Annotated in this window: 23 protein-coding genes and 1 tRNA gene; 7 read left to right on the top strand and 17 right to left on the bottom strand. The window is 64.0% G+C overall.

Annotated features, from left to right (window positions below; translation table 11 throughout):
• Positions 1-5 precede the first annotated feature (5 nt).
• Genes GRI97_RS15035 through GRI97_RS15020 form a run of 4 tightly spaced genes read right to left on the bottom strand, consistent with a single transcriptional unit; the run spans position 6 to position 4,760 of the window.
• Positions 6-1,409 carry an ABC transporter ATP-binding protein gene (locus tag GRI97_RS15035; RefSeq protein WP_161392019.1) on the bottom strand — a complete coding sequence of 468 codons (1,404 nt, stop codon included), beginning with the start codon at positions 1,407-1,409 and terminating at the stop codon, positions 6-8.
• On the bottom strand, positions 1,406-2,236 hold the full coding sequence (locus GRI97_RS15030; RefSeq protein WP_161392018.1) for an ABC transporter permease: 831 nt from the start codon (positions 2,234-2,236) through the stop codon (positions 1,406-1,408). Before GRI97_RS15030 ends, GRI97_RS15035 begins: the two co-directional genes overlap by 4 nt.
• Positions 2,233-3,177, bottom strand: coding sequence for an ABC transporter permease (locus GRI97_RS15025; RefSeq protein ID WP_161392017.1), 945 nt, complete (start codon positions 3,175-3,177; stop codon positions 2,233-2,235). Before GRI97_RS15025 ends, GRI97_RS15030 begins: the two co-directional genes overlap by 4 nt.
• Positions 3,174-4,760, bottom strand: coding sequence for an ABC transporter substrate-binding protein (locus GRI97_RS15020; RefSeq protein ID WP_161392016.1), 1,587 nt, complete (start codon positions 4,758-4,760; stop codon positions 3,174-3,176). The genes GRI97_RS15025 and GRI97_RS15020 overlap by 4 nt, the downstream gene beginning before the upstream one ends.
• Positions 4,761-4,902: 142 nt before the next feature.
• Between GRI97_RS15020 and GRI97_RS15015 the strand changes: the two genes are divergently transcribed.
• A complete protein-coding gene (locus GRI97_RS15015; RefSeq protein ID WP_235917867.1) occupies positions 4,903-6,945 on the top strand; it encodes a TonB-dependent receptor in 2,043 nt (680 codons plus the stop codon).
• A gap of 38 nt (positions 6,946-6,983) precedes the next feature.
• Here the strand turns inward: GRI97_RS15015 and GRI97_RS15010 are convergent, their stop codons facing one another.
• From GRI97_RS15010 to GRI97_RS14990, 5 genes are all read right to left on the bottom strand, one after another.
• Entirely contained in the window at positions 6,984-7,619 is a 636-nt protein-coding gene (locus tag GRI97_RS15010) for an RNA polymerase sigma factor (protein WP_161392014.1), read from the bottom strand.
• Positions 7,620-7,857: 238 nt separating this feature from the next.
• Positions 7,858-7,933 (bottom strand) — tRNA-Lys (locus GRI97_RS15005).
• 21 nt (positions 7,934-7,954) lie between these two features.
• Entirely contained in the window at positions 7,955-8,449 is a 495-nt protein-coding gene (gene folK, locus GRI97_RS15000; protein WP_161392013.1) for a 2-amino-4-hydroxy-6-hydroxymethyldihydropteridine diphosphokinase, read from the bottom strand.
• The gene (gene aguB / locus GRI97_RS14995; protein WP_161392012.1) at positions 8,446-9,297 is read right to left on the bottom strand and encodes an N-carbamoylputrescine amidase; all 852 of its coding nucleotides are present in this window, start codon (positions 9,295-9,297) and stop codon (positions 8,446-8,448) included. The genes folK and aguB overlap by 4 nt, the downstream gene beginning before the upstream one ends.
• A 35-nt stretch (positions 9,298-9,332) precedes the next feature.
• The gene (locus GRI97_RS14990; protein WP_161392011.1) at positions 9,333-10,175 is read right to left on the bottom strand and encodes a class I SAM-dependent methyltransferase; all 843 of its coding nucleotides are present in this window, start codon (positions 10,173-10,175) and stop codon (positions 9,333-9,335) included.
• A 157-nt stretch (positions 10,176-10,332) separates the two neighbouring features.
• Between GRI97_RS14990 and msrA the strand changes: the two genes are divergently transcribed.
• Positions 10,333-10,860 (top strand): peptide-methionine (S)-S-oxide reductase MsrA, encoded by a 528-nt coding sequence (gene msrA, locus GRI97_RS14985; RefSeq protein WP_161392217.1) that lies wholly within the window; start codon positions 10,333-10,335, stop codon positions 10,858-10,860.
• Position 10,861: 1 nt separating this feature from the next.
• On the opposite strand, the gene GRI97_RS14980 is transcribed toward msrA, so the two are convergent.
• Positions 10,862-12,034, bottom strand: a complete 1,173-nt coding sequence (locus tag GRI97_RS14980) for an RsmB/NOP family class I SAM-dependent RNA methyltransferase (protein ID WP_235917866.1) — start codon at positions 12,032-12,034, stop codon at positions 10,862-10,864.
• Here GRI97_RS14980 and GRI97_RS18940 point away from each other — a divergent pair.
• Complete coding sequence (locus GRI97_RS18940) at positions 11,999-12,313, top strand: DUF1674 domain-containing protein (RefSeq protein WP_328598574.1); 315 nt, start codon at positions 11,999-12,001, stop codon at positions 12,311-12,313. The two genes, GRI97_RS14980 and GRI97_RS18940, sit on opposite strands and share 36 nt — an antisense overlap.
• 200 nt (positions 12,314-12,513) lie before the next feature.
• The gene (locus GRI97_RS14970; protein ID WP_161392009.1) at positions 12,514-14,592 is read left to right on the top strand and encodes a TonB-dependent receptor plug domain-containing protein; all 2,079 of its coding nucleotides are present in this window, start codon (positions 12,514-12,516) and stop codon (positions 14,590-14,592) included.
• A gap of 54 nt (positions 14,593-14,646) precedes the next feature.
• Here GRI97_RS14970 and hemH read toward each other — a convergent pair whose 3' ends face one another.
• The 3 genes from hemH to GRI97_RS14955 are packed head-to-tail and all read right to left on the bottom strand — an operon-like array spanning position 14,647 to position 18,965.
• Entirely contained in the window at positions 14,647-15,657 is a 1,011-nt protein-coding gene (gene hemH / locus GRI97_RS14965) for a ferrochelatase (protein ID WP_202392784.1), read from the bottom strand.
• 8 nt (positions 15,658-15,665) lie between these two features.
• On the bottom strand, positions 15,666-17,957 hold the full coding sequence (locus GRI97_RS14960) for a molybdopterin cofactor-binding domain-containing protein (RefSeq protein WP_161392007.1): 2,292 nt from the start codon (positions 17,955-17,957) through the stop codon (positions 15,666-15,668).
• 39 nt (positions 17,958-17,996) lie between these two features.
• Complete coding sequence (locus GRI97_RS14955) at positions 17,997-18,965, bottom strand: Mrp/NBP35 family ATP-binding protein (protein WP_161392006.1); 969 nt, start codon at positions 18,963-18,965, stop codon at positions 17,997-17,999.
• 138 nt (positions 18,966-19,103) lie between these two features.
• Here GRI97_RS14955 and hflK point away from each other — a divergent pair, with 138 nt between their 5' ends.
• The 3 genes from hflK (at position 19,104) to GRI97_RS14940 (ending at position 22,708) form a co-directional block, all read left to right on the top strand.
• Positions 19,104-20,228 carry a protease modulator HflK gene (gene hflK / locus GRI97_RS14950; protein ID WP_235917865.1) on the top strand — a complete coding sequence of 375 codons (1,125 nt, stop codon included), beginning with the start codon at positions 19,104-19,106 and terminating at the stop codon, positions 20,226-20,228.
• Positions 20,228-21,073: a protease modulator HflC gene (gene hflC, locus GRI97_RS14945; RefSeq protein ID WP_161392004.1), complete on the top strand. Its 846-nt coding sequence runs from the start codon at positions 20,228-20,230 to the stop codon at positions 21,071-21,073. Before hflK ends, hflC begins: the two co-directional genes overlap by 1 nt.
• Positions 21,074-21,187: 114 nt before the next feature.
• Positions 21,188-22,708 (top strand): trypsin-like peptidase domain-containing protein, encoded by a 1,521-nt coding sequence (locus GRI97_RS14940; protein ID WP_161392003.1) that lies wholly within the window; start codon positions 21,188-21,190, stop codon positions 22,706-22,708.
• Between the two features lie 141 nt (positions 22,709-22,849).
• Here the strand turns inward: GRI97_RS14940 and GRI97_RS14935 are convergent, their stop codons facing one another.
• The 4 genes from GRI97_RS14935 to GRI97_RS14920 form a co-directional block, all read right to left on the bottom strand.
• Entirely contained in the window at positions 22,850-25,063 is a 2,214-nt protein-coding gene (locus GRI97_RS14935; RefSeq protein ID WP_161392002.1) for a transglycosylase domain-containing protein, read from the bottom strand.
• 104 nt (positions 25,064-25,167) lie between these two features.
• On the bottom strand, positions 25,168-25,572 hold the full coding sequence (msrB, locus tag GRI97_RS14930; RefSeq protein WP_161392001.1) for a peptide-methionine (R)-S-oxide reductase MsrB: 405 nt from the start codon (positions 25,570-25,572) through the stop codon (positions 25,168-25,170).
• A 99-nt stretch (positions 25,573-25,671) separates the two neighbouring features.
• On the bottom strand, positions 25,672-26,343 hold the full coding sequence (locus GRI97_RS14925; protein ID WP_161392000.1) for a glutathione S-transferase family protein: 672 nt from the start codon (positions 26,341-26,343) through the stop codon (positions 25,672-25,674).
• A 34-nt stretch (positions 26,344-26,377) separates the two neighbouring features.
• Positions 26,378-26,773, bottom strand: a complete 396-nt coding sequence (locus tag GRI97_RS14920; RefSeq protein WP_161391999.1) for a hypothetical protein — start codon at positions 26,771-26,773, stop codon at positions 26,378-26,380.
• Between the last annotated feature and the right edge of the window lie 48 nt (positions 26,774-26,821).

Raw genomic sequence — 26,821 nt, 5'->3', positions numbered from 1 at the left:
GCTGGCTATTGTGCGGTCAGCGGCAGATGCAGGCGCAGCGGCGCGATGGCCCGCGCCACATCCGGATCATGCGTTACCAGCAGCAGGGCGATGTTTTCTTCCGCGGCGACCTCTGCCAACAGCTCAAGCGCGCGCCGCTGGTTGATGGGGTCGAGGCGGGAAGTCGGTTCATCGGCGAAGATCAGCGCCGGCCGGACCAACAGGATCCGCAACAAGGCAAAGCGCTGCAGTTCCCCGCTCGACAGCGCAGCGGGTTTGCGCGGAAGCAGGCTCTCGCTCAATCCCAGCCGCCGCATCCATTGCCGGACATCCTGCCATTTCCGTCCATGAAGCCGCACGGCATCATTCAAGGCCCGCGCCAGGCTGAGCGATGGAGCAAAGGCCGCACCGGGATCCTGATGCAGTTTCTGGAAGGCCAGCGCCGACAGGCCGCCGCCGCGCCGGACACTTCCCCGGTCAGGCTTGCGTACGCCGATCAGAATATCGCCCAGCGTGCTCTTGCCGCTGCCGCTGGCACCGACGAAAGCGACCCGATCACCCCGGGAGAGGCTGAGATCGAGGCCGGCGAACAGCTGCTTTCCATCGTAGGTCTTGGCCAGATCGGTCGCTGCCAGGATCATGTCGCCATGGGCAGGCGGAGCCGCAGCGGTAGGCCAGGACGCAGGATCTGCCGCGAGCAATTCGCGGGTATAGGCGCTGGCTGGCGCCGTCAGCAGAGTGTCGCCAGGTCCGCGTTCCATCAATTGGCCGCCGCGCATGACGATGACTTCGCCACCCAGATCGCGCGCGACCTGCACATCATGGGTGATGACGAACAGCGTGCCACCAGCGACCATGACGGATTTCAGATCGTCGACCACACGGCTGCGCAAGGCGATATCCAGGCCTTTGGTGGGTTCATCCGCAATCAGGATCGAGGCGCCACCGGCCCGCGCTGCGGCCAGCGTGGCGCGCTGGGCCATGCCGCCCGACAGACGATGCGGCAGGCTGCGATATTCATCGGCCAGCCCCATGTCTGCCAGGGCGGCGCGGGCGGTGGAGCGTGCCTCCGCCCAAGGACGACCCCGAACCAGCGCATGCACCTCCGCCACCTGGTCGCCAATGCGCATGGTCGGGTTCAACGCGCGCCACGGTTCCTGCGGCAGCAGGCCCAATTCCCGTCCCCAGCGCTGCCGACGCAGGGCCGTATCCCCGGCATCGAAACGCTGATCTTTCAGGATAACGCTGCCATCGGCAGCAAGCCCGTGTGGCAGGAGCCCCAGGATCGCCTGCGCCAGCAGCGATTTTCCCGATCCGCTTTCCCCCAGCACGACGATGCATTGGCCCGCCCCCACCGTGAAGCTGACCGGTTCCAGCAAGATCTGATCCTGGTGGCGGATCGACAGGTTTTCGACTGTGAGGGCGTTCATGGCCGGTCCTCCCCCAGACCGGTGGTAAGTGCGAGACCGACCACCCCGGCGACCAGCACGGCCACCGGCGACAACAGCAGCCAGGGCGCATCGCGCCAATAGGCGAAGGATTCGCTCATCATCAGGCCCAGCTCTGCCGTTGGTGGGCGCAGGCCGGTGCCGACGAAACCAACCGCCGCAAGAGCCAGAACCGCCGTGGCGGTGCCCATGACCATGACGGAGCCGACGTAAGGCGCCAGTTCAGGCCACAGGTGCCAGCGGGTGACATAGGCGGGACTGAAGCCCAGCAGACGGGCGGATTCCACATGCGGACTGGCCAGCACGCGCAGGGCATGGGCGCGAACCAGCCGGAAATATTCCACCCACATGCTCAATGCCAGGGCCAGATAGATCGGCAGCAGATGGCCGGGCGCGAAGGCGACCAGCAACAGCACGATCAGCAGGACGGGAACCGCCAGGATCATGTCCGCCACTGTTGCCAATGTGCGATTGACCCAGCCTCCACACCAAGCCGCCGCCAGACCGGCGGCGCTGCCGATGCAGGCGGCCGTCAGCACGCACAGCAGCGCCAGGCCGCAGGTCAGCCGCGCACCGGCCGACACGCGCGCGAGCACATCGCGGCCCAGCTGGTCCGTCCCCAGCAGGTGCAGCGCGTCAGGCGATTGCAGCACCCGGGTCAGATCCTGCACGCGGGGATCGGGCGCCGTGACAATCGGCACGACAGCGAAGAGCAGCACAAGCACCAGAATGGCAATGCCCAGCTGGCGTTGCCGCGTCAGCCATGGCCGTTCGGCCAGATCGGGCAGGAAATCGTCATCCGTGATCATGCCGGTTCCTCCACGCGGGGATCGATCACGCGAACCGCTATATCGATCAGGGCATTGAGGGCGACGTAGCCCAGGCTCATGACCAGAATGGCCCCCTGGATCATCGGCACATCGCGGGCAAAGATCGCATGCACCAGCGCGTGGCCGATGCCCGGCCAGGAAAACAGCGATTCGACCACCACCACGCCTTCGATCAGCAGCGCCAGCTGGGTGCCGGAATAGGCGACCACCGGCACGGCGGCATTGCGCAGCGTATGGCGCAGCATCACCGCGCGGGCGCCCAGCCCCTTGGTCCGGGCGAACAGATGGAACGGCTGAGACCGGACCTGAAAGACAGCTTCGCGCACGATGCGCGACATCGGACCGGCGAGCCCAAGCCCGAGCGTCAGCGCCGGCAGAATGTCAGAGCCGCGATTTTCATAGCCCGCGCTCGGCAGCCATTGGAGCTGGAGCGAAAACACGATGATCAGCACCAAGCCCATCAGAAATGGCGGCACGCTGCGCAGGATGACCGACACCACCAGGCTGCCCCTGTCCATCAGCCCACCGGGCCGAGAACCCGCCGCGACGCCGACGGGAACCGCGATGATGAAGGCAGCCACGGCAGCAGCACAGGCCAGCCGCAGCGTATAGCCGAGTTCATGACCGAGCTGCGCCGCAACGGAGCCGCCATTGACGAAGGAAACCCCCAGATCGAAGCTGGCCAACCGGCCCAGCCAGATTCCCAGCGCCTCCAGCATCGGTCGCCCGAGGCCAAGTTCTGCCCGAACGGCTTCGGCAGCGGCGACAGAGACCATGTCCGGGCCGTAGCGCCCGGCAGCAACGCGAAACGCCATATCGCCGGGCAGGCTGCGCATCAGGAAGAAGGCCAGCGTGGAAATGACCAGCGCGACGAGCACCGCCTGGATCAGCCGGCGAAGCAGGATCGGAGCAAGCTTCATGACCGCCCCCCAGCCAGACGCACATCGGCGATCCGCAGCGTCCGTTCATAGGGATCGAAGGAGACACCACCCGCAACACGATCACTGAGGGCGACGCGTTCCATGTACCAGCTGATCGGAATGACCGGCAGTTCTGCCTGCAGCACCTGCGCGATGCCGCGCCTGCGCCGGCCATCGGGATCACCATGGGTGAGCAGATCGTCGATCGCCTGTTCGACCGGCCGATTGACCCAGCCGGTGGCCCCGAAATCGCCGCCGCCGCGCCCGAAATCCTGGATGACCGAGATGGTCGGATCGACGAAATTGGCATAGTTGCGGGCGACCAGCGCCAGTTCCACGGTCTTGTCGCGATGCGACAGCGGGATATCGCTGGAATTGTTGATCTGCACCTCGACCGCGATGCCAACCAGCCGGAGTTGTTCCTGCAGCGCGGCCGCCAGCACGGGCAATTCCGCGCGGTCGGAATAGGTCTTCAGCGTGATGTGCAGAGATTGATCATCGCGCCTGCGGATGCCGTCCCCCTCTCTCAGCCAGCCTGCCTGCGACAGCAGATCGCCAGCCTGTTCCACATTCCGGCCCAGTGGCGGCAGATCGGGATCGTGCCAGCCTTGCAGCATGGGTGGGAACAATTGCCCCGCCGCCAGCGAAGGATCGAGCAAGATGCCGCTGGCGATCCCCTGCCGGTCGATCGCCAGGCTGATGGCGCGCCGCACCCGCAGATCGGCCAGCTTCGGGTTGCCGGAATTCACCTTCAGGATCAGCGTGCGCGGCATCTGTGCCGCGATGATCTGGTTCCGGCTGTCTGCCAGGATATGGCGCGCTGACGGGGCATCGATCGAATAGATGAGATCGGCTTGGCGCCCCTCTGCAATCAGCGTGCGCGTCTCCATCCGGCTGACCGTCATATAGGCCGAGCCCTTGACCGAACGGGGGCCGCCGCGATGCCCGGCGAAGAATGCCGTATCCATGCGCAACGGCGGTTCGAAGCGCGTGAGGCGGTAAGGCCCGCTGGCGATCACATTGCGGACATCGCCGTTCGGGCCAAATGCGGCGGGTGCCCAGATCTGCGTGCTGGTGTGCGACAGCAGATGCAGCAGCGGTGCGAAGGGTTTGGTCAGGCGGATGATGACCATGTCATCCCCCTGAGAAGTGATGTCCGCAACCGGAGCCAGCGACAGGGTGGCCGGTGGTTCCATCGCCCGGCGCAGCGCCCAGGCGGTGTGGGCGGCGTTGAGCGTGCTGCCGTCGTGGAACAGCACCGCAGGACGGAGCCGGAATGTCCAAACCAGACCATCGGGCGAGGTCGTCCATCCGGTCGCCAACCCGGGAAGCGGCGTGCCGGCATTGTCGGATTCGATCAGCGTTTCGGCGATCTGCAGGCGGCTGAACATGGCGCCGGATTTGGTGGGATCGAAACCGCCCAGATCCCACGGCCCGATGACGCGCAATATCCCCTCGCCCGCGTCCAGATGCGGCTGACCGCAGGCAGCAAGGCCCAGAAACGCGCCCGCGCCAAACAGTGCCTGGCGGCGGGAACAGGGGATTTGGGGAGATCGAGACGAAAGAGAATCTGCGAATGGCATATAGGCCTTTACGCAGATGAACTGCTTTGCCCTGCAGAAATTTTGAAAATTTGCATCTGGCGGTGGAGGGGCAGCCTGTGCTGATGCGTAAATGCCGGTGAACATGCGCGCTGCGTCGGCGGCGCGCCAAGAAAGGGGTTTCATGTCCAGATTTGTCCTGCCCAGCGTCGGTATCACGCTGGCAATTCTTCTTGCCGGTCAGGCGCAGGCCCAAACTGCGAGCGCCACGAATTCGACATCCGCCGAGACCACCACCGACACCAGCCTGACGATCGGCGAGATCGTGGTGACGGCCGACCGCCAGACCCGGATTTCCAAGGTGCTGACTTCGGTCGACGTGCTGTCGGGATCGATAGCCCAGCGGGAAAATGTCGACGCGACCTTCCAGCTTTTTTCCCGCATGCCGGGCGTGCTGACCACCAATTTCGGCCAGGGTCCCAGCACCGCCGGCGCGATTTCCTTCCGCGGTTTCAATGGCGAAGGCGGCATCAATGCGGTCAAGGTGCTGATCGATGGTGTGCCCAGCAACACCAATGACGGCTTTTCATGGATGCTCGACGCGCTCCAGCCGATGGATATCGACCGGATCGAGGTGGTGCGCGGCACATCCGATCCGCGTTACGGCCTGCACAACATTGCCGGCAATGTGAACATTTCGACCCGCCAGGGCGGCACCTATGTCGATGCCAAGGCATCGGGCGGCAGCTTCGGCACCTATGATGGCCAGCTATCGGCCGGCTATGAAACCGGCGCCTTCACCCAGAACTATTTCGTCGGCTATCGCCACACGGGCGGATATCGCGACCATGCAGAGGGCGACCGTTTCAACATTTCGGGCAAGTGGTTCTACAATGGCGAGGGTTTCAGCCTGGGTGCCATTGCCCGTTATTACCATGGCAAGGGCCAGGAACCCGGCTTCCTGACGGCAGAGGATTCCGCTGAAAATCCACGCCAGTCCTATCCTGTCTCCGCGACGGATGGCGGCAATCGCAAGATCCAGCACTACAGCCTGCATTTCGATGCCGATGTGACATCGCAGCTCAGCACCCGGGCGAAGCTGTTCATGATCGATTTCGACGACACGCGCTTCGTGCGGTTTTCGGAGAGCATTTCCCAGCAGGAACGGATCACCAAGCAGCGGCAATATGGCGGCCTGGCAGCCGTGAACTGGCAGCCCGATGTCGGCAATCTGCTGCATGCCCTGTCATTCGAAGTGGGCGCCGATTTCCAGATCCAGGACAACCATCTGGGCCGCTATCTGACGACCGAGCGGGTCCGCAATTCCTATGTCATCGCGCAATATTTCGATTTTTCGAACTATGGCGGTTACATCCAGGCGGTGATCGAGCCGACCGACTGGCTGCGCATCACCCCCGCCTATCGCATCGACCGGATCGAGGGCAATTTCGAAGACCGCATCGGTGGATCGACCTATCCGGTCAATGATTACGGCACGATCGGCCAGCCCAAGATCAGCGCGGCGATCACCCCGATCAACGGCGTGACGGCCTATGGCAATTATGGCCGCACCTTCCAGGTGGGGCTGGGTTCAGCCAGCTATCTGATTCCGCCGCAGACGACCAATCTCAGCCCGTCATACAACGATGGGTGGGAACTGGGCCTGAAGCTGAGCCAGGGATCCTGGTTCGAAGGCCGCATCGCCGCCTGGAAGCAGGTCGCCACCGGGGAGGTTTTGTATAACGAGCTGACCGCTGTCTACACCAATATCGGCCAGACCCGCCGCATCGGGTTCGACGCCCAGGCGAACTTCAAACCCACGTCGGACATCAATCTGTGGGTGGCGGTGTCCAAGCAGCATGGGCGGATCGTGCAGCCCAACCCCTCCAATCCGGAACAGCTGGGCAACAAGATCAATCACGTTCCGGAATTCATCCTTTCCGGCGGGATCGACTATCGCCCGACCGATCAGCTTCGCCTGACGCTGACCGGCAATGGCCAGTCGAATTACGAGATCGACCCATCGAACCTGCCCGGCCGGTTTGGCGGATATGCGGTGTTCAATGCCGAAATCGCCTATCGTCTGAACCCGAAGGTCGAGATTGCGGGCCAGATCCGCAATCTGACCAATGACCGTTATGACTATGTCTGGTGGGATGGCGAAAAGAGCCTGCACGCCCCCGCCGATGCGCGCGCAGCCTACGCCAGCCTGCGCATCACGCTGTAATTGACAGCCCGCGCCGGTTCGCCGGCGCGGGTTGCCTATCACATCAGATGGGGCAATGCGGCCCGCAAATGCTGCCGCGCCTTGCGTATGCGCATCTCGATCGCTTTGGGCGAAACGTTCAGGCGATGTGCGATGTCGGCATGGCTGGCCTGATGCTCGATGCTTTCCACCAGGGCTTCGCGCAAGGACGGGGCCAGATCCTGCATCTGCCGTCGCACATCCGCCAGCGCGTGGCGTGATGCGACGATATCGTCTGCCGCCAGAGTTCCGTGCCCCTGCCCTGCGGCCAACTGCGTGGAAGCCACCAGCATGGTGGCATAGCTGACCGAACGACGGTGATGATCGCGACACTGGTTGGTGGCGATCACCGAAAGCCAGTTGAGAAAGGGGCGCGAGACGTCATAGCGACCGAGCGCCTGCCATGCCTTGATCCAGACCGACTGCACGATGTCATCCACATCATGGATATTGGCCGTGCGGCGCGTGATCAGCCTGCGGAGTGGGCGGTCATAGCGGTTCGACAAGGTGGTGAAGGCGCGTTTGCCGCCATTGAGCGTCAGCATGACCAATTGGCCATCGGTCAGAGCGCCACAGGTCGCATCGCGGCGTGATACTGCAGGCGCTGCCGTTGAATTCGCCTGCTCAAATAATTCCGGCAGCCGGCGATCGGCCATCCTCTTCGCCTGCAACGATCCATCCTTCGACATTGGGTGAATGTGACGGTGGACCGCCTGGCTGCAGCGGCTAAGCATCGGAAAATCCGGCGACAAGGCTGTAACGGGGATTGAAACCGTAATCTTGCGTTACAGCTTCGCCTTATCGCAGGCGGTCATGGCGCGACCGGAGCCGCCAGCCGAATACGGCGGCGGAGGTGTGATCCGCGAACATAGTGCAGGGGAGATTTGCGGAAAATGGTGAGCCCGACAGGATTCGAACCTGTGACCCGCTGATTAAAAGTCAGCTGCTCTACCTACTGAGCTACGGGCCCGCACCGTTTGGTGGGAGGGGGTCACCTAGGGGTGGGGCGGGACCGGGTCAAGCGTGCGGTAAGCTGTCGCAGTGATAATCCTGTCACGGGATCGCGCCACTGCGGCGCGATGGCAACAGCCGGGCGCAGCACGAAGTCCCGCTGACGGAACAGCGAATGGGGAATGATCAGCCCGGGTTCGGCAAAGGCACCGTCGCTCCACAGGATGATATCGAGATCGAGCACCCGACTGCTCCAGCGCTGGCCGCCGCTGCGCCGGCCGAAATCCGCCTCCACCGCTTTCAGCAAATCCAGCATGGCGCCCGGCGCCAGATCGCTGGCCACCACGGCGGCGGAATTGGCATAACGCCGCAGGGATGGGCCGATCGGCGCGCTGGCGATGATCGGTGCGGCGCGCAACACGCGTATTCCGCGCCCGGCGAGATCCTGCAGCGCGGCGCGCAGCACGGCCGCCGGCAACCCATGGTGGTGATGCCGGCGATTCGATCCCAGCGCGATCAGATAGATCTGCGTCACAGATCCTGGCTGAGCCGGGTGTAGAGTTCCGGCCGGCGATCACGGAAGAAGCCCATGCCGGCGCGATGCTTGGCCGCTTCGGCCAGATCGAGCTGCGCCACCAGCGCGCCGGTTTCCTGCTTGCCGAATTCGGCGAGATAATCGCCCCATTGGTCGGAAATGAAGCTGTGGCCATAGAAGGCCTGGCCATCTTCAGAGCCAATCCGATTGGCCGCGACCACCGGCATGCAATTGCTGACCGCATGGCCGATCATCGCCCGGCGCCACATGCGGCTGGTGTCGAGATCGGCATCATAGGGTTCGGACCCGATGGCCGTGGGATAGAACAGCACCTCTGCCCCCATCAGCGCCATGGCGCGTGCGCATTCGGGGTACCACTGATCCCAGCAAACCCCCACGCCCACGCGGGTGCCGAACAGATCCCACACCTTGAAACCGGTGTTGCCGGGGCGGAAATAGTATTTTTCCTCATAGCCCGGGCCGTCGGGAATGTGGCTCTTGCGATAGGTGCCCATGATCTCCCCATCGGGGCCGATCATGGCGAGCGTGTTGTAATAATGGTGCCCGTCGCGTTCGAAGAAGCTGGTCGGGATGGCCACCTTCAGCGTGCGCGCCAGTGCCTGCATGGCGATGACGGAGGAATGTTCCGCCGTCGGCCGCGCCATCGCGAAAAGTTCTTCATCCTCAAGCTTGCAGAAGTAGGGGCCGGCAAAGATTTCCGGCGGCAGGATGATCTGCGCGCCCTGCGCCGCGGCCTGTTCGACCAGCAGCGACACCGCAGCATTGTTGTCCGCCTCATCAGCGGATCCGAGTTCGAGCTGCAGCGCAGCCACCGTCAGTTTGCTCATGCCGCGCCTCTATTCCGGCCCATCGTCCAAGTCCATTAATCGCGTTTGCGGAACAGCAGGGTCATGCGGTCGCTTTCACCGATCGCCTGCATGGTTGCGCGCGTGTCATCGGTCGCCCCGGCCAGGCCCGGTGGCAGCGCCCAGACGCCGCGTTCGTAATCCTTGGTATCCTTCGGATTGGCGTTCACATCGCTCATGCCGACCAGATCGAAACCATAGGCGTCGAACAGGGCGATGGCGTCACTCTGCCGGATATAGCCCTTGCTCCCATCGGTCTGGCTGAAGGGTGCATCTTCATTCGCGCGGTGATCGGTGATGCCGACCATTCCGCCGGGCTTGAGCATGCGGCGGATGGTCAGCATATCATTGTGCAGCCAGCCGAACCGCAGCTGATTGTGCAGTTCGCGGAAGATCAGCACCCGGTCGACCGTGCCATCGAGCGCTTCGGGATAGGCATCCGCGTTGAAGGCAGTGAATCGCGGGACATCAGCGCCCAGATTCCACTGCTGCACCTGGCCGGGGAATTTTTCCGCCAGACCGCCCATGAAGCCCTGCATGCGTGCATCCATGGCCCGCACATCGGGGCCCATGGCGATGTAATGCCCCTGTGCGCCCAGGTAAGGGGCGATGATGCGGGTGAACCAGCCACCGGCCGGCAGATAATCCACCACCGTCATGCCGGGTTCGACGCCGAAGAATTCCAGTGTTTCGACCGGATGGCGATAGGGATCGCGCACCCGGTCAGCTTCCCGCCGTGGATCGGCCACGGCGCGTTCCAGCGCGACGCCATGTTCGCTGCTGTGCGCGGCGGCCGGAGCCGACGATACGGTCGCAACCGCAGGAATGGCGGCCAGCGCTGCCAGAAGGATGGACTTCATAGACCTCTCCCCAAAAGGAAAATCCGCATCGGCGATGGCCGGCAGACCGAAAGCATGACCCTAGTGTCGCAAGGCAGGATGACAAGCGCGTTGCGCCACCCCACATTGATGGCTGACGGCGGCGCAGGCCCTTGATTCAGGAACGACAGAGATGACGATGGAAACGGCGATCGTGGCGGGTGGATGCTTCTGGTGCACCGAAGCAGTGTTCCGCGATGTGGTGGGCGTCAGCGAGGTGGAAAGCGGTTACATCGGCGGCAATGTGGCCGATCCAACCTATAAGCAGGTGTGCAGCGGTTCCACCGGCCATGCCGAAGCGATCCGGGTGACATTCGACACCGCGGAAATCGATCTGGCCGATATTCTCGACATCTTCATGGCCACCCATGACCCGACGCAGCTGAATCGGCAGGGCAATGACATCGGCACCCAATATCGTTCTGCGATCTTCCCGCTGAGCGACGATCAGCGCGCCGCCGCCGAGGCGGCCATCGCCCGTGCTAATGACACGCTGGACGGACGGGTGGTGACCAGCATCGAAGGCCCGGCGACATGGTATCCGGCCGAGGATTACCATCAGGAATATTGGGACGGCGAAGGCCAGCGCAATCCCTATTGCCTGGCCGTTATCCCGCCCAAGCTGATGAAACTGCGCAAGAGTTTCCAGAACCGCGTGCGGGACTGAACTAGGCTTTCCAGCGGGCGATGAAGAACCCGTCGAGCCCGCCCTGATCCACCAGCATGCCCGGATCGGTGCGCAGCCAGCCGTTGCTGGTGGGCTGCAAGCCGGCGGGCAATTCGTCTGACCGGATCGGGTCGGATGCAAGCGCGACATCGCGTGCCTGGTCTTCACCCTCTTCGGTTTCGAGCGAGCACACCGCATAGATCAGCGGACCGCCCGGCTTGACCCAGCCGGCCGCGCGGCGCAGCAATTTCGCCTGCAAATCGGCCATTTCGGCAATCTGCGGCGCGCCGATCCGGTGCAGCACATCGGGGTGGCGGCGCGCGGTGCCGGTTGCCGTGCAGGGCGCATCCAGCAGAACCGCGTCGAAGGGTTCGGCCGGTTCCCATTCCAGGGCATCGGCCGTGATCACCTCTGCCGACAGGCCGGTGCGGGTGAGGTTTTCGCGCAGCCGGTCCAGCCGGCGTTCACTGGCGTCCAACGCAGTCACCTGCCAGCCGGCGGCCGCCAGTTGCAGCGTCTTGCCTCCGGGTGCTGCACAAAGGTCGAGGATGCGGCGGCCGTTGCCGTCACCCAGCAGGCGAGCCGGTAGCGTGGCGGCCAGATCCTGCACCCACCATGTGCCTTGTTCAAATCCGCGCAACCGTTCGACCGGCAGGCCGCGCGGCAGACGCAGATGCCCCGGCGCCAACGTGACGCCATCGAGTTCGGCAGCCATGGGCGCAACCGCATCCATATCGCTGAACGAGAGATCCAGCGGCGGCGGCGTGGCAAGGCCGGTGGCGATGGGGGCGGCACGGTCACCCCAACGCGCGGCAATCGCCTCGGGCAGGGTCGGCGTGGCCGGCAGTTTGACATGAGCGCGCACCAGCGTGCCGAACACCCCATGCGCCAGACGGCGGGGACCGCCGGTCAGCAGCGGCAGGCCGGTTCCGATCACCGCATGCGGCGGGGTTTCCAGCCGCAGCCATTGCGCCAGCATGATCCGCAGCACCATGCGCGCCTTGGCATCATCGGCCAGCTTCTGCCGCGTTGCGCCATCGATCAACGCATCGAGATCGGCCATCCAGCGCAGCACTTCCCCCGCGATCGCGCGGGCCAGCGCCTGATCCGCGAAGCCCGGCACGCCGCCCATGGCCGAATGATCGGCCTGATCCAGCGTTTCACCGCGCCGCATGACAGCATCCAGCAGGCGGAGGGCAGAACGGCGGGCGGGCAATCCGGGGGACATCGTCATTGCGGCGACTTAACGGGCATTGCCAGCAGACGCCAGCAGGCGCATGATTTGTGCATGACAGAACGCGCAACACATCGGCCCGCGACCTTCACCAAGCCGGCCCATTGGTCCAGCGATCCGCTGCCCCAGCCATCTGCTCAAAACCATGATAATCAAGAAGAACTCAGCCCGACCCGCTATGGCGACTGGGTGAAGAACGGCATCGCCATCGATTTCTGACGGGAAACGAAGTTCATTCCGGAAATGGAATGATTTTTCCATAGGCTGAATTGCACCTGTTGCCCGCCGGCCACGGCAGCGCGGCGATAATGCTGCACGCGTCATCCGCGCTTCTTATACTATATTCCTGCGGATATAGCGCTGGCGCCCTCCGGGCTGCCCTGCCGCCTGTGCGGCCAAAAGAATTCATGGAGAACATCATGGGGACTGGCGCACTGCGTAGCCGCCTTTTCAATTCCTGCACGCTCGCGCTGAGCCTTGCCCTGCCGCTGCCCCTGGCCGCACAGACCCAAAACAGCGCCGAAGACAGCAAGACATCGAACAGCTTCGATCTGGGCCAGATCACCGTTGTCGGCCAGGCAGACAGCCTGACCGTCGGCAGTTCGTCGGTCAGCCAGATCGCGATCGAAACCTTCAACCGCGTCACGCTGGACGATGCCGCTGCCCTGATCCCGGGCGTCAGCGCATCCAATTCCGGCGGATCGCGCAATGAACAGCTGCTGTTCATTCGCGGCTTCGACCGGTTCCAGGCGCCGCTGTCGATCGATGGCATCCGCGTCTATCTGCCCGCTGACAACCGGCTTGATTACAGTCGTTTCATGACCCCCGATCTGGCCGAAATCCAGGTGGCCAAGGGCTATGCCTCGGTGCTGGATGGCCCGGGTGCCATGGGCGGCGCGATCAATCTGGTGACGCGCAAGCCGGCCAAGGACATCGAAGTCGCCGCACGGGTGACGATGGATCTCGACCGCGATCTCGATGCATCGGGCTACAACATGTTCGGCCTGATCGGCACGCGGCAGGACATGTGGTATGCTCAGGCCAGCTACACTCGCTCCTACACCGATCACTGGGATTTGCCGGGCGGCTATGTCCCGACGAACAACCAGGCTGCGGGGGAACGCGATTTCTCCGAAACCGAAGACTGGCGCATCAACGCCAAGATCGGCTTCACCCCCAATGCGAACGACGAATATTCGATCAGCTATACCCGCCAGGAAGGGTCGAAGAACGCCCCGCTGCATGTCACCGATACGGCCACTCAGCGCAACTGGTCCTGGCCTTACTGGAATATCGACAGCCTGTATTTCCTGTCGCGTACCGCGCTGAGCGACGATCTGCTGCTGAAGACCCGCGTTTACCGCAACAGCTTCAACAATCTGCTCAGTTCCTTCGACAACCGGACGCAGAGCAGCCAGACCCTGGGCCGCGCGTTCAATTCCTATTATGAGGATGTTGCCTGGGGTGGATCGGCCGAACTGGCGCTGTCTCTGCGCGAAACCGATCGCCTGTCGGTTGCCCTGCATTATCGCAGCGACGAACATGTCGAATTCCAGCAGTCCTTCCCCGCCGGCACCACCGAACCGCCGCAGACCAACAAGGAAGACACCTGGAGCGTGGCCGGTGAATATGTCGCCGCGCTGACCCCGGCGCTGAAGGCCACCATCGGGGCCAGCTATGACTGGCGCAATCTGCACCGCGCAGAAGAGTACGGCACCCCGCCGGGCGGCGGCGCCAGTGCGATCTTCAGCTATCCGCTGCGCAATGCCGATGCGGTCAATCTGCAGGGCCGGCTGGACGGGGGACTGGACAGCGGGACGCGGCTCTATGCCAGCGTATCGTCGCGCACGCGTTTCCCGACGGTGTTCGAACGCTTCAGCTCCCGGTTTGGCGGGGCAACCTCCAATGCCGATCTGCAATCCGAACGGGCGACCAATTTCGAGCTGGGCGGCACCCTCCAGCGTGGCGTGTTCAGCGTCACCGGCGCGGCATTCTATTCGCTGCTGAGCGATGTGATCGTGTCCGTACCCTTCATCTACCAGGACCAGTCGGTCAACCAGAGCCAGAACGTGGGCGATGGCGAATCATATGGGGCGGAACTGTCGGTCGTTGCGCGGATTTCGAGCACATTCACCCTGGGCGGCAATTACACCTGGCTGAAGCGTGATCTCAACGACACCGTCAATCCGGCAATGCAGCCCGTGGGCGTGCCAACGCACAAGGCATTCCTGTTTGCCGACTGGCGCCCGGTCGAAGGCCTGTCCTTCGTACCCAGCCTCGATATCGCATCGGATCGTTGGACTGTAACCACCTCCGGCACGCGCTATTACCGCACCGGCTCCTATGTCGATGGCGGTTTCCGCATCGGCTATGATCTGAACGACAATGTCACGGTGGCAGCCGGCGTGCGCAATGCATTCGACGGCCTGTATTATCTGACCGATGGCTTCCCGCAGGGCGGCCGCCGGTTCTTCCTGAGCGTGGCCTTCAAGAACTGATGATGATTGCGGGGGAGGTGGCCATGGCCGCCTCCCCCGCCCATTCCGCAGCTGTTAGCCGATCCAGCCGGCCAGTTCGCGGCGCACCAGCGTTTCAAGCATGGCCATTCCGGCATCGCCGGTGTTGAGGCAGGCAAGCGCAGCGAATTGCGTGCCGCCCGCTTCCTCGAACTGTTCCTTTCCGCGAATGGCCAGTTCCTCCAGCGTTTCGAGGCAATCGGCCGAAAAGCCCGGCGCCGCGATCGCCAGCCGCCGCGTGCCCTGCTTCGCCTCTTCCCCCAGCACCACATCCGTCGCCGGCTCCAGCCATTTGGCCCGCCCGAAACGGGACTGGAACGTGGTTCGCAGGCGCAATCCCGGCCGCGCCAGCGCCGTTTCCAGCAGGCGGGCGGTTTCCAGGCACTGGCTGTGATAGGGGTCGCCCAGCCGCGCGGTCCGTTCCGGCATGCCATGGAAACTCAGCAGCAGCACTTCGGGATCGAAATCCAGCGCATCGATCTGCCGGCCCAGATCCGCCGCGAGCGCGGCGATATAGGCCGGATCATCGTAATAGGGCGGCAGTTGGCGCAAGGTCGGTTGCCAACGCATTGCCCCCAGCTTTTCCCCAACCTTGTCCACAACCGTGGCCGTGGTGGCGCCGCAATATTGCGGATAGAGCGGGGCGAGCAGGATACGGTGGCAGCCGGCATCCATCATCCGCTGCAGCACATCGGCAATCGCCGGCCGGCCATAGCGCATGGCCCATTCCACCTGCACCGCATCGCCCAGCCGTTGCTGCAGCAATTCGGCCTGGCCTGCGGTGATTGCCGCCAGCGGAGAGCCCTGATCGGTCCACACCTGTTCATAGGCGTGGGCCGATTTCTTCGGCCGGGTGTTGAGAATGATCCCGCGCAGGATCGGCTGCCAGGCGATCTGCGGGATTTCGATCACGCGCGGATCGGACAGGAATTCCCCCAGATAGCGGCGCACCGCCGCAGGGGTGGGGGCGTCGGGCGTGCCCAGATTGACCAGCAGCACGCCGATCCCCCGGTTGGCTGGCTGGCTATGATCGGATGTTTGCATCATGGCCGCGTTCATAGGCCGCCTGACAGCAGCGGCAAGCGACGCAATCGCAGGCCGGTGGCCGCATGCAGCGCATTGGCGATGGCCGCCGCCACCGGTGCGACAGCAATTTCGCCCGGATCGAAAGGATCGGCATCGCTTTCGATCAGTTCCACGCGGATTTCCGGGCAATCGGCCAGCGTCGGCAGGTTCAGCGCGGCCAGCGTCGATTCTGCCGGCAGGCCGCGCCGATAATCGACCCCAGACCCAAGCGCGAGGCCAAGCCCGAACAACAGGCCGCCTTCGATCTGTTGCAGGGCGATATCGCGGTTGATGATGCGCCCGATATCGACCGCCGCCGACAGGATGTTGACCCGCACCCCGCCTGCACCGGTGCCGGCATTGGCCACCAGCGCAATCCGCCCCCCGCCTTGCGGATTTCCCGCCGCATCCGCCATGGCGTGGCAGGCCAGCCCTTGCCCGGTGCCGGCACCACCGCCGCCCCATTCGCCCAGCCGCGCCGCACGCTGCAGACATTCGGCCAGCCGCAAATCCTGCCCCAGCATGGCGATGCGATAGGACAGGGGCTCCTGACCGTTGCGCTGCGCGATCTCGTCAATGAAGCTTTCGCGCATGAAGCAGGTGTAGCCATGGGCATTGCCGCGCAACCGCCCGCTGGGCAGGCCGATCGTCACCGGCACGTGATCCACCGCGACATTCGGAATGGCGTAGGGGGGCATCATCCCTTCCACTGCCAGCGTGTCCCCCCGCCCCGCCGCTGCATCGATCGCCGCCAGCGGCGTCTTGCCATCGAACAGCCGGTGCCCGAATTCCAGCGCAGCGGCGGGCATCGCCAGCCGGGCGCGGAAGCTGTCGATCTGTCCTTCCGCACCGATCCGGGCGCTCAGCACCGCGGCGACGGGCGGGCGCGGGCGCAGCGCCAGCTGTTCCTGCCAGCGGGACCACATCAGTTGCACCGGGCGGCCGATTTCCCGCGCGATCAGCGCCGCCTGGACCAGATGATCCTGTTCGAGCCGCCGGTCGAAGCTGCCGCCAGCGGCAACCGGGTAAAGCACCACGGAATCCTGCCCCAAACCCAGCGCAGCGGCCGCCGCCGCCCGTGCCTGTTCGGGCGCCTGGCTGGCCGCCCAGAGTTCGAGCCGGCCATTGGCCAGTCGCGCCGTGCAACTGCCGGTTTCGATCGTGCCATGGGCGGCAGGCGCCACATCATAACGCAGCGCCAGATCCGGCTTCCCCATCAGGCGATCGCCTTCGCCCCGTTCGGCGATGCGCTGCCCCATGCTGCTGCGGATGGCATCATCAAGCTGCTGTTCGATCTCGCCATTGGTGGGCGGCGCAGCTGTCAGGCGGAAACGCGGGGCGAGCCGTTCCAGCGCGCGTTCTGCCACCCACCAGCTGGTCGCCGCCACAGCCAGCCAGCGCTTCCCCTTGACCACGCCCACCACGCCTGCGCGATGACCGCGCAGATTGTCCATATCGTGGCTGGACAGTTCCGCCGCCCCGACCGGCCCGTGGCGGATCGCGGCAAACACCATGTCGGGCAGGCGCACATCGGCGGCGAACAGATGCGTGCCATCGACCTTGGATGGCAGGTCAAGCCGGGGATAAGGCAGTTCGCGCAGATCCCCCACCTCCTGCACGACGCCGCGATCCACTGGCGCTGCAGGCAACAGCGGAGCCGGATCAGGAGGAGAAAAATCGGCCGCATCTGCTGCCAGATCGGCAAAGCTGGCCTGCTTGTCCCCATGCAGGATGAAGCCGGCGCGCGCTTCGCATTCTTCCCAGCGCACACCCCATCGCTCAGCGGCGGCCATCGCTAGCATCGCCCGTGCGGCGGCGGCAGCTTCGCGGCAGGGCTGTTCATAGGCCGGCAGCGACATGCCATCGGCGGTAGCGGAAAAATGGTGGGCTTCCGCCCACCGGCGCAGCATGCGTTCATCAGCCTGATCCGCCAGTTGCGGGAACACCGGCCGCCAGAGCTCGGCCCAGCGGGCAGCGAGCGGATAATTGGCATAGGCGCCGCTCAGCACTGCCGGTTCGACCGCGATCTGGCGCCAGTCTGCCCCCAGTTCCATCGCCACGATCTGCGGCAACAGCGTGGTAATGCCCTGCCCCATTTCCAGCTGCGGGACAGCGACGGTGATGATCCCGTCTGACCCGATCTTCAGCCAGGCGCCAAACACCACCTCCCCGCCAAAGGCCTGCAGCGGAGAAGGAAAATTGCGCGGCAGCAGCCACCAGGCCAGCGTCAGCCCGCCACCTGCAGCAGCACCAGCCAGCATGCCCCGGCGGGTCAGATGCATGCCCCGTTCCCCCTCAGGCCCGAAGCGTTGCGCGGATCATCAGCGGCCCGAACCGTCGAGCCAGGCGGAAAGCCGCCGGGCGATGGCGGTAAAGGCCTGCCCCTGCGGCGTGTCGCCAGCGGCAGGCGGTTGCCCGGTATCGCTGGCCACGCGAATTTCCATCGCCAGTGGCACGCGGCCGAGGAAATCTTCCCCCAGGGCGCGCGCAGCCGCCTCGGCGCCACCCTGACCGAAGGGATCGGATACATCGCCGCAATGCGGGCAAACATAACCGGCCATGTTTTCCACCAGACCGACGATCGGCACATTGACCTGACGGAACAGATCGATCGCGCGCGTCGCATCGATCAGCGCCAGATCCTGCGGGGTGGAAACGACCACCGCGCCGGCCGGCTTGAATTTCTGCATCATGGTCAGCTGCACATCGCCCGTGCCCGGCGGCAAATCGACCAGCAGCAGCTCGACATCACCCCAATGGGCATCCATCAGCTGGCCCAGGGCATTGCCCGTCATCGGCCCGCGCCAGGCGATCGCTTTGCCCGGCGCGATCAGCTGCCCCATCGACAACAGCTTCACACCGAATTCGCTCTCTGCTGGAATCAGCTTTTCGCCTTCGGCCTTGACCCCTTGGTTGGCGGCGTCGAGCAACATGACCTGCGAGGGGCCGTAGATATCGGCATCGACCACCCCGACCTTGCGCCCCATGCGGGCCAGCGCCACCGCCAGATTGGCCGTCAGCGTGGACTTGCCGACCCCGCCCTTGCCTGATCCGACGGCGATGATCCGGCGCGATGGACGATCGGCCATCAGCGCCACCCGCACTTCCTTCACCCCGTCCATGGATTTGACGAGCTGTTCAAGTTGGGCCTGCATTTCAGCAGCTTCGGAACGTTCAAGGCCGGCGGCATCCACCACCAACGTCACCACACCCTCCGTTGAACGGACGGAACGGACCCGCGGCGCGATGGCATCAGGAAGGCGGCGTTCGATATCGCTTGCAGTTGTCATGTGCCTGGCTGCTAGCGCGTCTGCGACCACAGTGCAGCGAAAACTTGGTTCCATTCCCCTGTTTTTTGCGAATTTGGGTCCTATACAGGGTGCATGAAAGATCGATTGGGCGGGTTGAGCGGAAGGATTGGACTGGCAATGGCCGGTGGGCGGAGCCCTTGGGGCAAGCCAGGTGGAAGCGGGAATTCCGGCGGTGGCGGCGGAGATGATGGCGGCGACAAGCCGCCGTCAGGCGACGATGCGCCCCGTGGGCCGCGCAATCCCTGGCTGCCAGGTGGGAGCAGCGGTGAAGAACGGCCGCGCCGGTCCGCCAGCATAGAAGACATCTTCAAGAACCGTGGTCCCGAAGGCCCACGCCGCAGCGGCGGTGGCGGACCGGGCGGCCCCAATTTCCGCATGCCCCGTCGCGCCGGCGGCGGCAGCTGGCTGCCCTTGGCGGTTGCTGCTGTGGTCGGTGTCGGCTTGCTGCTGACCATGGTGCATCAGGTCGGCGCCAAGGAGCAGGGGCTGGTGACGACGGCTGGCAAATATTCGCGCACTCTTCCGCCTGGGCTGCACATGACCGGGCCATGGCCGATCCAGTCGGTCGAGGTAGCCGATGTCACCTCCATCCGGTCGGTTGCCATCCCTGACGGCAATGAGGAACGGCTGATCCTGACCAGCGACCAGAACTTGGTGGATCTGAGCTATCGCGTGCGCTGGAACATCAAGGATTTGGCGCAGTTCCGCTTCCAGTTGGCCGATCCGGTCGAAACCATTTCCGAAGTGGCGGAAGCCGCGATGCGGGCCGCCGTGGCCGAACACAAGCTGGACCAGGTTATTTCGGGCGCCGGCCGGGCCCAGATCGAGGAACGCGTGCGCGTACGCACGCAGCAGGTGCTGGACGCCTATCGCGCCGGCGTGATCATCCAGGGTGTCGACATTGCCAAGGCGGATCCGCCCGCCCGCGTTGTCGAAGCCTTCAAGGATGTTTCTGCCGCGCAACAGGATGCTGATGCAGAAGCCAACAAGGCCGAAGCCTATGCGCAGCAAGTGCTGGCGCGCGCGCAGGGCGATGCCGCCGCCTTCGACCGGATCTATGCCGAATACAAGCTGGCGCCCGAAGTCACCCGGCGGCGTATGTACTACGAAACCATGGAAAGCGTGTTGGGCAAAACCGACAAGACCATTGTCGAAACCGGCAATGTCACCCCCTATCTGCCACTGCCTGAAATCCAGCGACGCAGCCAGCAGGCCCAGCCGCCCGCACCGGGAGCCCAGTGATGGAAGGCAGCATCAACAACCGCTGGGTTGCCCTGCTTGGCGCCGCCGCCATCGCCGTTATTGCGGTGATGAGCAGCTTCATCGTTGTCGGGGAAACCGAACAGGCGGTGATCATCCGCACCGGTAAGCCGGATCGGGTCGCCAACCAGTTCGACCCCAGCAAGCCTTATGGCCAAACCGATGCCGGAATCGTGTTCCGTGCTCCGTTCTTCGAACGCGCACAGATCGTCAGCCGCCAGATCCTGGATCTCGACATGGAACCGCAGCAGGTGCTGTCGAGCGATCAGCAGCGGTTGCAGGTCAATGCCTATGCCCGGTTCCGCATCATCGATCCCACAAGGATGGTCGAAAATGCCGGCAATGAGGAAAATCTGCGCGCGCAGCTGACGCCGATCCTGACCTCCGCCCTGCGGCAGGAACTGGGCCGACGCACCTTCGCCTCGCTGCTGACGGCCGAACGCGGCACCGCCATGTCCAACATCCGCACCGCGCTGGACCGCGCGGCACGGCAATATGGCGCCCAGGTGCTAGACGTGCGGATCAAGCGCGCCGATCTGCCCGATGGCACACCGCTGGAGGCGGCTTATCGTCGGATGGAAACCGATCGCGAACAGGAGGCAGCCGCCATCCGCGCCGGTGGTCAGCGCGATGCCCAGGTCATCCGTGCCGACGCTGATGCCGAAGCAGCCCGCACCTATGCCGCTGCCTATGGCAAGGACCCGCAATTCTATGATTTCTATCGCGCGATGGAATCATACCGCCGCACCTTCGAAGCCGGCAGCGGAGAAAGCGCGATCATCCTGTCACCGGATAATGAATATCTGCGTCAGTTCCGCGGTCGTTGATGCCGTTCAATCCGCGTTCAGGCCGGAAATTGCTTGTTTTGGGATCGGGACGGACACTGAACACGCGGCCATTCGGCCACGCGTAACCTGAAGAATGAAGAGGATTTGAGGCCCGTGCGCTATTCCTATGGTATTACCGCTGCACTGCTGGCCGGCGGCGCGACGATTTCTCTGATTACCGGATACCCCGCTGGCGCCCAGGTGGCGCAGAACGATGCGGCGCAGATTGAACGCGTGGTGCCCAGAGCAGGCGCACCGGCGAGCTTCGCCGATCTGACCGCCCAACTGCAGCCCGCGGTGGTCAACATCTCGACCAAGCAGCGCGTTACGGTGAACAACAACCCGTTCGCTGGATCTCCGCTGGCCGAACTGTTCGGCAACGGCGGTGGTCAGCCGACCACGCGTCAGGCAACGTCGCTGGGCAGCGGCTTCCTGATTTCGGCCGATGGCTATATCGTGACCAACAATCACGTGATCCAGCCGGATGGCCGGGCCCAGCTGGAGTCGGTCACCGTCAAGCTGGTGGATGGCACCGAATTCCCGGCCGAAGTGGTCGGGCGCGATCCGCAGTCCGACCTTGCCGTGCTGAAGATCAAGCGCGACCAGCCCTTCCCTTTCGTGCATTTTGGCGATTCGTCGACCGCCCGCGTGGGTGACTGGGTCATCGCCATCGGCAATCCGTTTGGCCTGCAGGGCACCGTGACCAGCGGGATCGTTTCGGCGGTTCAGCGGCATTCTGGCATGGGCGGCGCCTATGACCGCTACATCCAGACCGATGCCAGCATCAACCAGGGCAATTCGGGCGGTCCGCTGTTCGATATGGCCGGCAATGTGATCGGCATCAACAACGCCATCCTGTCGCCGTCTGGTGGCAGTGTCGGCATCGGTTTGGCCATTCCGGCCGAAACCGCCAAGCCGATCGTCGAAAAGCTGGTTGCGGGTGAGGAAATCCTGCGCGGCTATCTGGGTGTGCGCATCCAGCCGCTGAACGAAGACTTTGCCGCTGCGCTGGGCGTTCCCGTCAACCGTGGCGAGCTGATCCAGTCCGTGCAGCCAGGCGAGGCAGGCGAAAAGGCTGGCCTGCAGGCAAACGATCTGGTGCTGAAGGTCGACGGCAAGGAAGTGACGCCGGAACAAAACCTGTCGTTCCTGGTCGCCAATGTCGCACCGGGCACACGCATCCCATTGGAAATTATCCGCGATGGCCGTCGCCAGACGATACAGGTCGTGGTTGGTCGTCGCCCGAGCGACGAAGAACTGGCCGCACAGAACTTCGACCCCAATGCGGAAGAGGGTAGCAGCCCGGCCCCGACCCAAGGTGGCCAGATGGCCCAGGATCTCGGGCTGCAGGCCATCCCGATCAACGCGCAGATCGCCCGCCAGTTGGGGCTGACCGATGGCACCACCGGTCTGGTGGTAACCGCCGTGGACCCCAATGGCGATGCTGCCACCAAGGGCATCCAGCGCGGAACGATCATCACCAGTGCCAATGGCAAAAGCCTGCGCACTGTGGCTGATCTGGAAGCTGCCATCAGTGCCGCGCGCGGCGAAGGACGCGAGGCTATTCTGCTGCGCGTCCGTGCCGCCCGCGGTCCGGAAGTCACCATCGCCGTGCGCCTGAGTGCACGCAAGTAACCGATCTTCAGCCGGGCGGCTTCCGATCGGACGCCGCCCGGCTGGACACAGAAAAGGCGCCCCTGCCATCGCGGCAGCGGGCGCCTTTTCTTTGGCTCATCCGGCAGATGCCCCAGGCGTCTGCCGGATGAGCCCTGTTCGTTACTGGATTACCCCACGCGGCTGGGATGAAAATCCCTGCGGTGCGGAAGCCGGATTGCGCCGAGTGGAAACTTCCCCTGGCTGACGAGCGCCGCCCGTTGCACGTTCGAGGAAATCATCGCTCGCCGCTGGAGGCCCGGGCTGAGGCGGGGGGGGTGGTACAACCACTTGCGGAGGCACCCGCCCCTGCGGATCTTCGCCTTCGCTCCCGGGGAACGGACCACGCGGATCTTCCCCAGCGGGCCGGGGCGGTTCGACGACATTGCCCTGTTCATCGATGAAATAATAATCATCGGGATTGCCGTACATCCACTCATCATCCGGCTCGAGCTGCCACTCGGGCAGTTGCAATTCGGTCTGGAATTGTTCCACCGGGCGATCCTTGACCGCGTAGCGCATATAGGCAGCAAAGGCCTTGGCCGGGGCGGTACCGCCCTGCAAGCCTGGCACGGCCCTCGCATCATCGCGCCCCATCCACACAGCCGTGGTTATTCCGGTCGAAAAGCCGACGAACCAGCCATCCTTGTTGGAACTGGTGGTGCCGGTCTTGCCTGCTACCGGACGGCCGATCTGCGCGGCGCGGCCAGTGCCGGTGTTGACCGCCGTCTGCAGCAGATCGGTCATCCCGGCTGCGACATAATCGGCTACCAGCAGGCGCGGCTGGCTGGCTTCGCGGCGATAGAGTTCTTCCCCGCTGGCGCTGACGACGCGGGTAATCCCATAGGGTTCGACCGAGCGGCCACCCCCCGAAACGGCGGCGAAGGCGCGCGCCATGTCGATCACCCGCACTTCGGAACTGCCCAACACCATGGCCGGATTGGTCGCAATCGGGGTGGTGATGCCGAACCGGCGAGCCATGGCCGCCACCGTGCCGAAGCCGACTTCGTTGCCCAGTTGGGCCGCAACGGTGTTCTTGGAATAGGCGAAGGCCGTGCGGACATCGATCTGGCCGGCGAAAGTGCCCCCGGAATTGCGCGGGCTCCAGCCATTGATGGTAACCGGCCCATCGACAACATTGTCTTCCGGTCGGTACCCGGCCTCAAGCGCGGCGAGATAGACGAACAGCTTCCAGGCAGACCCTGGCTGTCGCAGGGCATCGGTCGCGCGGTTGTAGCTGCTGGCGACGTAATCCGTGCCGCCCACCAGCGCCAGCACCGCGCCATCGCGATCCAGGCTGACCAGCGCGCCCTGCGCGCCATTGGGGGCATTGCTCTTGATCGCCGCCGTTGCAGTGCGCTGCATGCCAAGATCCAGCGTGGTCCACACCTCGATCGGTTCACCCGGATCGGTTGCCAGCAGCAAATCCAGCTGCGGCAGTGCCCAGTCGGTGAAATAGCGGATCGAGTTCTGGCCTTCTTCCGGCTTCAACTTCACTGCGGACAGATCGACCGCAGCCGCCTCTGCCGCACCGATCGCGCCATATTTGCGCATCTGGTCCAGCACGACATTGGCCCGCTGTACAGCCGCCTCCGCATCGGCGGTCGGGGCATAGTTCGATGGTGCTTTGACCAAACCCGCGATGATTGCTGCCTCTGCGGTCGAGAGTTCGCGCGCGGAATGGCTGAAGAATTTCCGGCTCGCGGAGTCGATGCCATAGGCACCACCACCGAAGTAAACCTTGTTCAGATACAGTTCGAGAATCTGTTCCTTGGAGAACTTGGCCTCCAGAGCCATGGCCAGCACGGCTTCCCGCATCTTGCGGTCGAGCGTGCGGTTCGAATTGAGAAAGATGTTGCGCGCCAGCTGCTGGGTGATGGTGGAGGTCGCGCGCATCCCCCGATCATCGCGCAGCGAAATATAGACCGCGCGCGCCAGCCCCAGCACATCAACTCCGAAATGCGAATAATATCGGCGGTCTTCCACCGCCACCATTGCATCCTTCATCACCTGAGGGATTTCTTCGGAAGGGAGCCACTGCCCGTAACTGGGCCCGAGCGAAACAATCTCCGTCCCGTCGCGGGCACGCACCACGATGGTCTGGCCGTTCTGGCTGCTCATCAGGGCGGCATAACCGGGAATGCTCTGCGCGGCGAAATAGACCGACGTGCCCAGCGCGATCAGAGCGAGCAGCGCCACGGCGCCGCCCCAGATCATCAGCCTGCGAACCCAGAGCCAGAAGCGCGACCGCTTGCGCGGCCTTGGTGCATCAGGCTCCCCGCTGCGGCCGCTGGCCCCTCTCCGATCGCTGGAGCGTCTGCTCCCCCTCGCCGCCATGTAAATTCACAATCCCTGCAGCCGGGTCGAGCACCCGCAGTTTCAAATATCCGCCTGCACAGGCAAACCGTAACGCAGCGTTAACGCCGCAATCATCTGCAGGCTTACTTTTCTTCCGGCTCAAACGCCAGCGACGCACTGTTGATGCAATAACGCAGCCCGCCATCATCCCTCGGCCCATCGGGAAACACATGGCCCAGATGGCCTTCACAATTTGCGCAGACCACTTCGGTGCGGACCATGCCATGCGATACGTCGCGATGTTCGTCCACCGCGCCAGCTTCGGCAGGCCGGGTGAAGCTGGGCCAGCCAGAACCGCTGTCATATTTGCTGTCGGCATCGAACAGCAGATGGCCGCAACCGGCACAATAATATTCGCCAGCCTGCTTGTTCTTCTCATACGAACCGGTGAAGGCTCGCTCGGTTCCACCCCGGCGCAGGATACGGAACTGCTCGGGCGACAGACGTTCACGCCATTCAGCTTCGCTCAACTGCAGCTTGTCAGCCATCGGGCTCTCCTTCACAACCAAATTGGGTGCGGCAAATATGGGGCGATCCCGGACACCTCACAACCCAATGCCCGCAAACGCGACCCGAAACACTCCGGATCAGGCATTCACATCGGCATAGTGGGCAGGCGGCGGCACATTTTCCATTTTTTCGGTCAGCAGCGGGCGGAAGCTCGGCCGGCTCTTCATCACGCGATACCAGGCATGAGCACCCTCATGGCCGTTCCAGTCGATTCCCCCCAGATAATCGGCGACAGAAATCTGCGCAGCGGCGGCGAAATCGGCCAGGCTGAGCTGTGCACCGGCGAGCCAACGATGATGATCGAGCAGCCAATCGATATAATCGAGATGTTCATGCGCCAGCCGCATGGTTTCGCGAAGCACCTTGGAATCCGGCGGCAGGCGCAACACCACCCGCTTGGTCAGCTTTTCAATCATCAGCGGATGGGTGACATCGCCGAAGAAATTTTCGTCGAACAGCGCCACCATCCGGCGGATTTCGGCACGCTGCACCGCACTGCCCAGGATCAGCGGCTTGCTGGTCCCGGTTTCTTCGAAATACTCACAAATCGCCCGACTGTCGGCCAGGCTCAAATCACGCGCATCGAAACGCATCACCGGGGTTCTTCCGGCCGGATTATAGGTGAGGAATTTCTCGCTCGGGTCCCAAGGGTATTCGCGCACGATTTCATAGGTGACGCCCTTTTCACTCAGAGCGAGGCGCACCTTTCGACTGAACGGACAAAGCGGGAAACAGAATATCTTCCACATTCTCGATGCTCATGCCGGATACGGCTGGATTCGTCTACGGGGCTTCGCCAGTCTCGCTGGCCTCCAACGCCAGCAGACAGGCTGGCATGACCTGTTCCAACCGGCCAGCAGCCGACAGATCGCGCGCTTCCCGTTCCAGTTCGGCCACCACTTCCTGCCGGGGCAGGCCGGTGTCGTCCATCACCTGGGCCACCGCGCGCACGAAATACTCGCGCCCGCGCCCGCTCAGCGGAGGATAGGCCGTCATTCCTCCGGGCGCTCGTTGCTGTTCGGCAGCGACCAGCGCGAAGGCCGCCGAACAGCGCAACATCGCGCGGTGTTCCAGCATGAGGCCGCGTGGTGACGCGTGGCTTGCGCTTTCCTGCGCCGCAAGCGGCACGGCGATCAGGACGAGAACAGAGGACAGGCACAGGCGGACGAGAACGGGCATGCCTATCCCTTATCGGGCAGCGCTTGCGCTATGCTGAACGCTGCCCGA

This window comes from Croceibacterium xixiisoli (assembly GCF_009827305.1).
Taxonomy (GTDB): domain Bacteria; phylum Pseudomonadota; class Alphaproteobacteria; order Sphingomonadales; family Sphingomonadaceae; genus Croceibacterium_C; species Croceibacterium_C xixiisoli.
The sequence above is the reverse complement of the archived record's forward strand: the minus strand, read 5'-3'. Positions and strand labels throughout refer to the sequence as shown.

Bases quoted from the DNA above. Each gene is read 5' to 3' on its own strand.
- GRI97_RS15035 (WP_161392019.1), bottom strand. From the start codon at position 1,409: ATGAACGCCCTCACAGTCGAAAACCTGTCGATCCGCCACCAGGATCAG.
- GRI97_RS15030 (WP_161392018.1), bottom strand. From the start codon at position 2,236: ATGATCACGGATGACGATTTCCTGCCCGATCTGGCCGAACGGCCATGG.
- GRI97_RS15025 (WP_161392017.1), bottom strand. From the start codon at position 3,177: ATGAAGCTTGCTCCGATCCTGCTTCGCCGGCTGATCCAGGCGGTGCTC.
- GRI97_RS15020 (WP_161392016.1), bottom strand. From the start codon at position 4,760: ATGCCATTCGCAGATTCTCTTTCGTCTCGATCTCCCCAAATCCCCTGT.
- GRI97_RS15015 (WP_235917867.1), top strand. From the start codon at position 4,903: ATGTCCAGATTTGTCCTGCCCAGCGTCGGTATCACGCTGGCAATTCTT.
- GRI97_RS15010 (WP_161392014.1), bottom strand. From the start codon at position 7,619: ATGGCCGATCGCCGGCTGCCGGAATTATTTGAGCAGGCGAATTCAACG.
- aguB (WP_161392012.1), bottom strand. From the start codon at position 9,297: ATGAGCAAACTGACGGTGGCTGCGCTGCAGCTCGAACTCGGATCCGCT.
- GRI97_RS14990 (WP_161392011.1), bottom strand. From the start codon at position 10,175: ATGAAGTCCATCCTTCTGGCAGCGCTGGCCGCCATTCCTGCGGTTGCG.
- msrA (WP_161392217.1), top strand. From the start codon at position 10,333: ATGGAAACGGCGATCGTGGCGGGTGGATGCTTCTGGTGCACCGAAGCA.
- GRI97_RS18940 (WP_328598574.1), top strand. From the start codon at position 11,999: ATGATCGGCCTGATCCAGCGTTTCACCGCGCCGCATGACAGCATCCAG.
- GRI97_RS14980 (WP_235917866.1), bottom strand. From the start codon at position 12,034: ATGCGGCGCGGTGAAACGCTGGATCAGGCCGATCATTCGGCCATGGGC.
- GRI97_RS14970 (WP_161392009.1), top strand. From the start codon at position 12,514: ATGGGGACTGGCGCACTGCGTAGCCGCCTTTTCAATTCCTGCACGCTC.
- hemH (WP_202392784.1), bottom strand. From the start codon at position 15,657: ATGATGCAAACATCCGATCATAGCCAGCCAGCCAACCGGGGGATCGGC.
- GRI97_RS14960 (WP_161392007.1), bottom strand. From the start codon at position 17,957: ATGCATCTGACCCGCCGGGGCATGCTGGCTGGTGCTGCTGCAGGTGGC.
- GRI97_RS14955 (WP_161392006.1), bottom strand. From the start codon at position 18,965: ATGACAACTGCAAGCGATATCGAACGCCGCCTTCCTGATGCCATCGCG.
- hflK (WP_235917865.1), top strand. From the start codon at position 19,104: ATGGCCGGTGGGCGGAGCCCTTGGGGCAAGCCAGGTGGAAGCGGGAAT.
- hflC (WP_161392004.1), top strand. From the start codon at position 20,228: ATGGAAGGCAGCATCAACAACCGCTGGGTTGCCCTGCTTGGCGCCGCC.
- GRI97_RS14935 (WP_161392002.1), bottom strand. From the start codon at position 25,063: ATGGCGGCGAGGGGGAGCAGACGCTCCAGCGATCGGAGAGGGGCCAGC.
- msrB (WP_161392001.1), bottom strand. From the start codon at position 25,572: ATGGCTGACAAGCTGCAGTTGAGCGAAGCTGAATGGCGTGAACGTCTG.
- GRI97_RS14925 (WP_161392000.1), bottom strand. From the start codon at position 26,343: ATGTGGAAGATATTCTGTTTCCCGCTTTGTCCGTTCAGTCGAAAGGTG.
- GRI97_RS14920 (WP_161391999.1), bottom strand. From the start codon at position 26,773: ATGCCCGTTCTCGTCCGCCTGTGCCTGTCCTCTGTTCTCGTCCTGATC.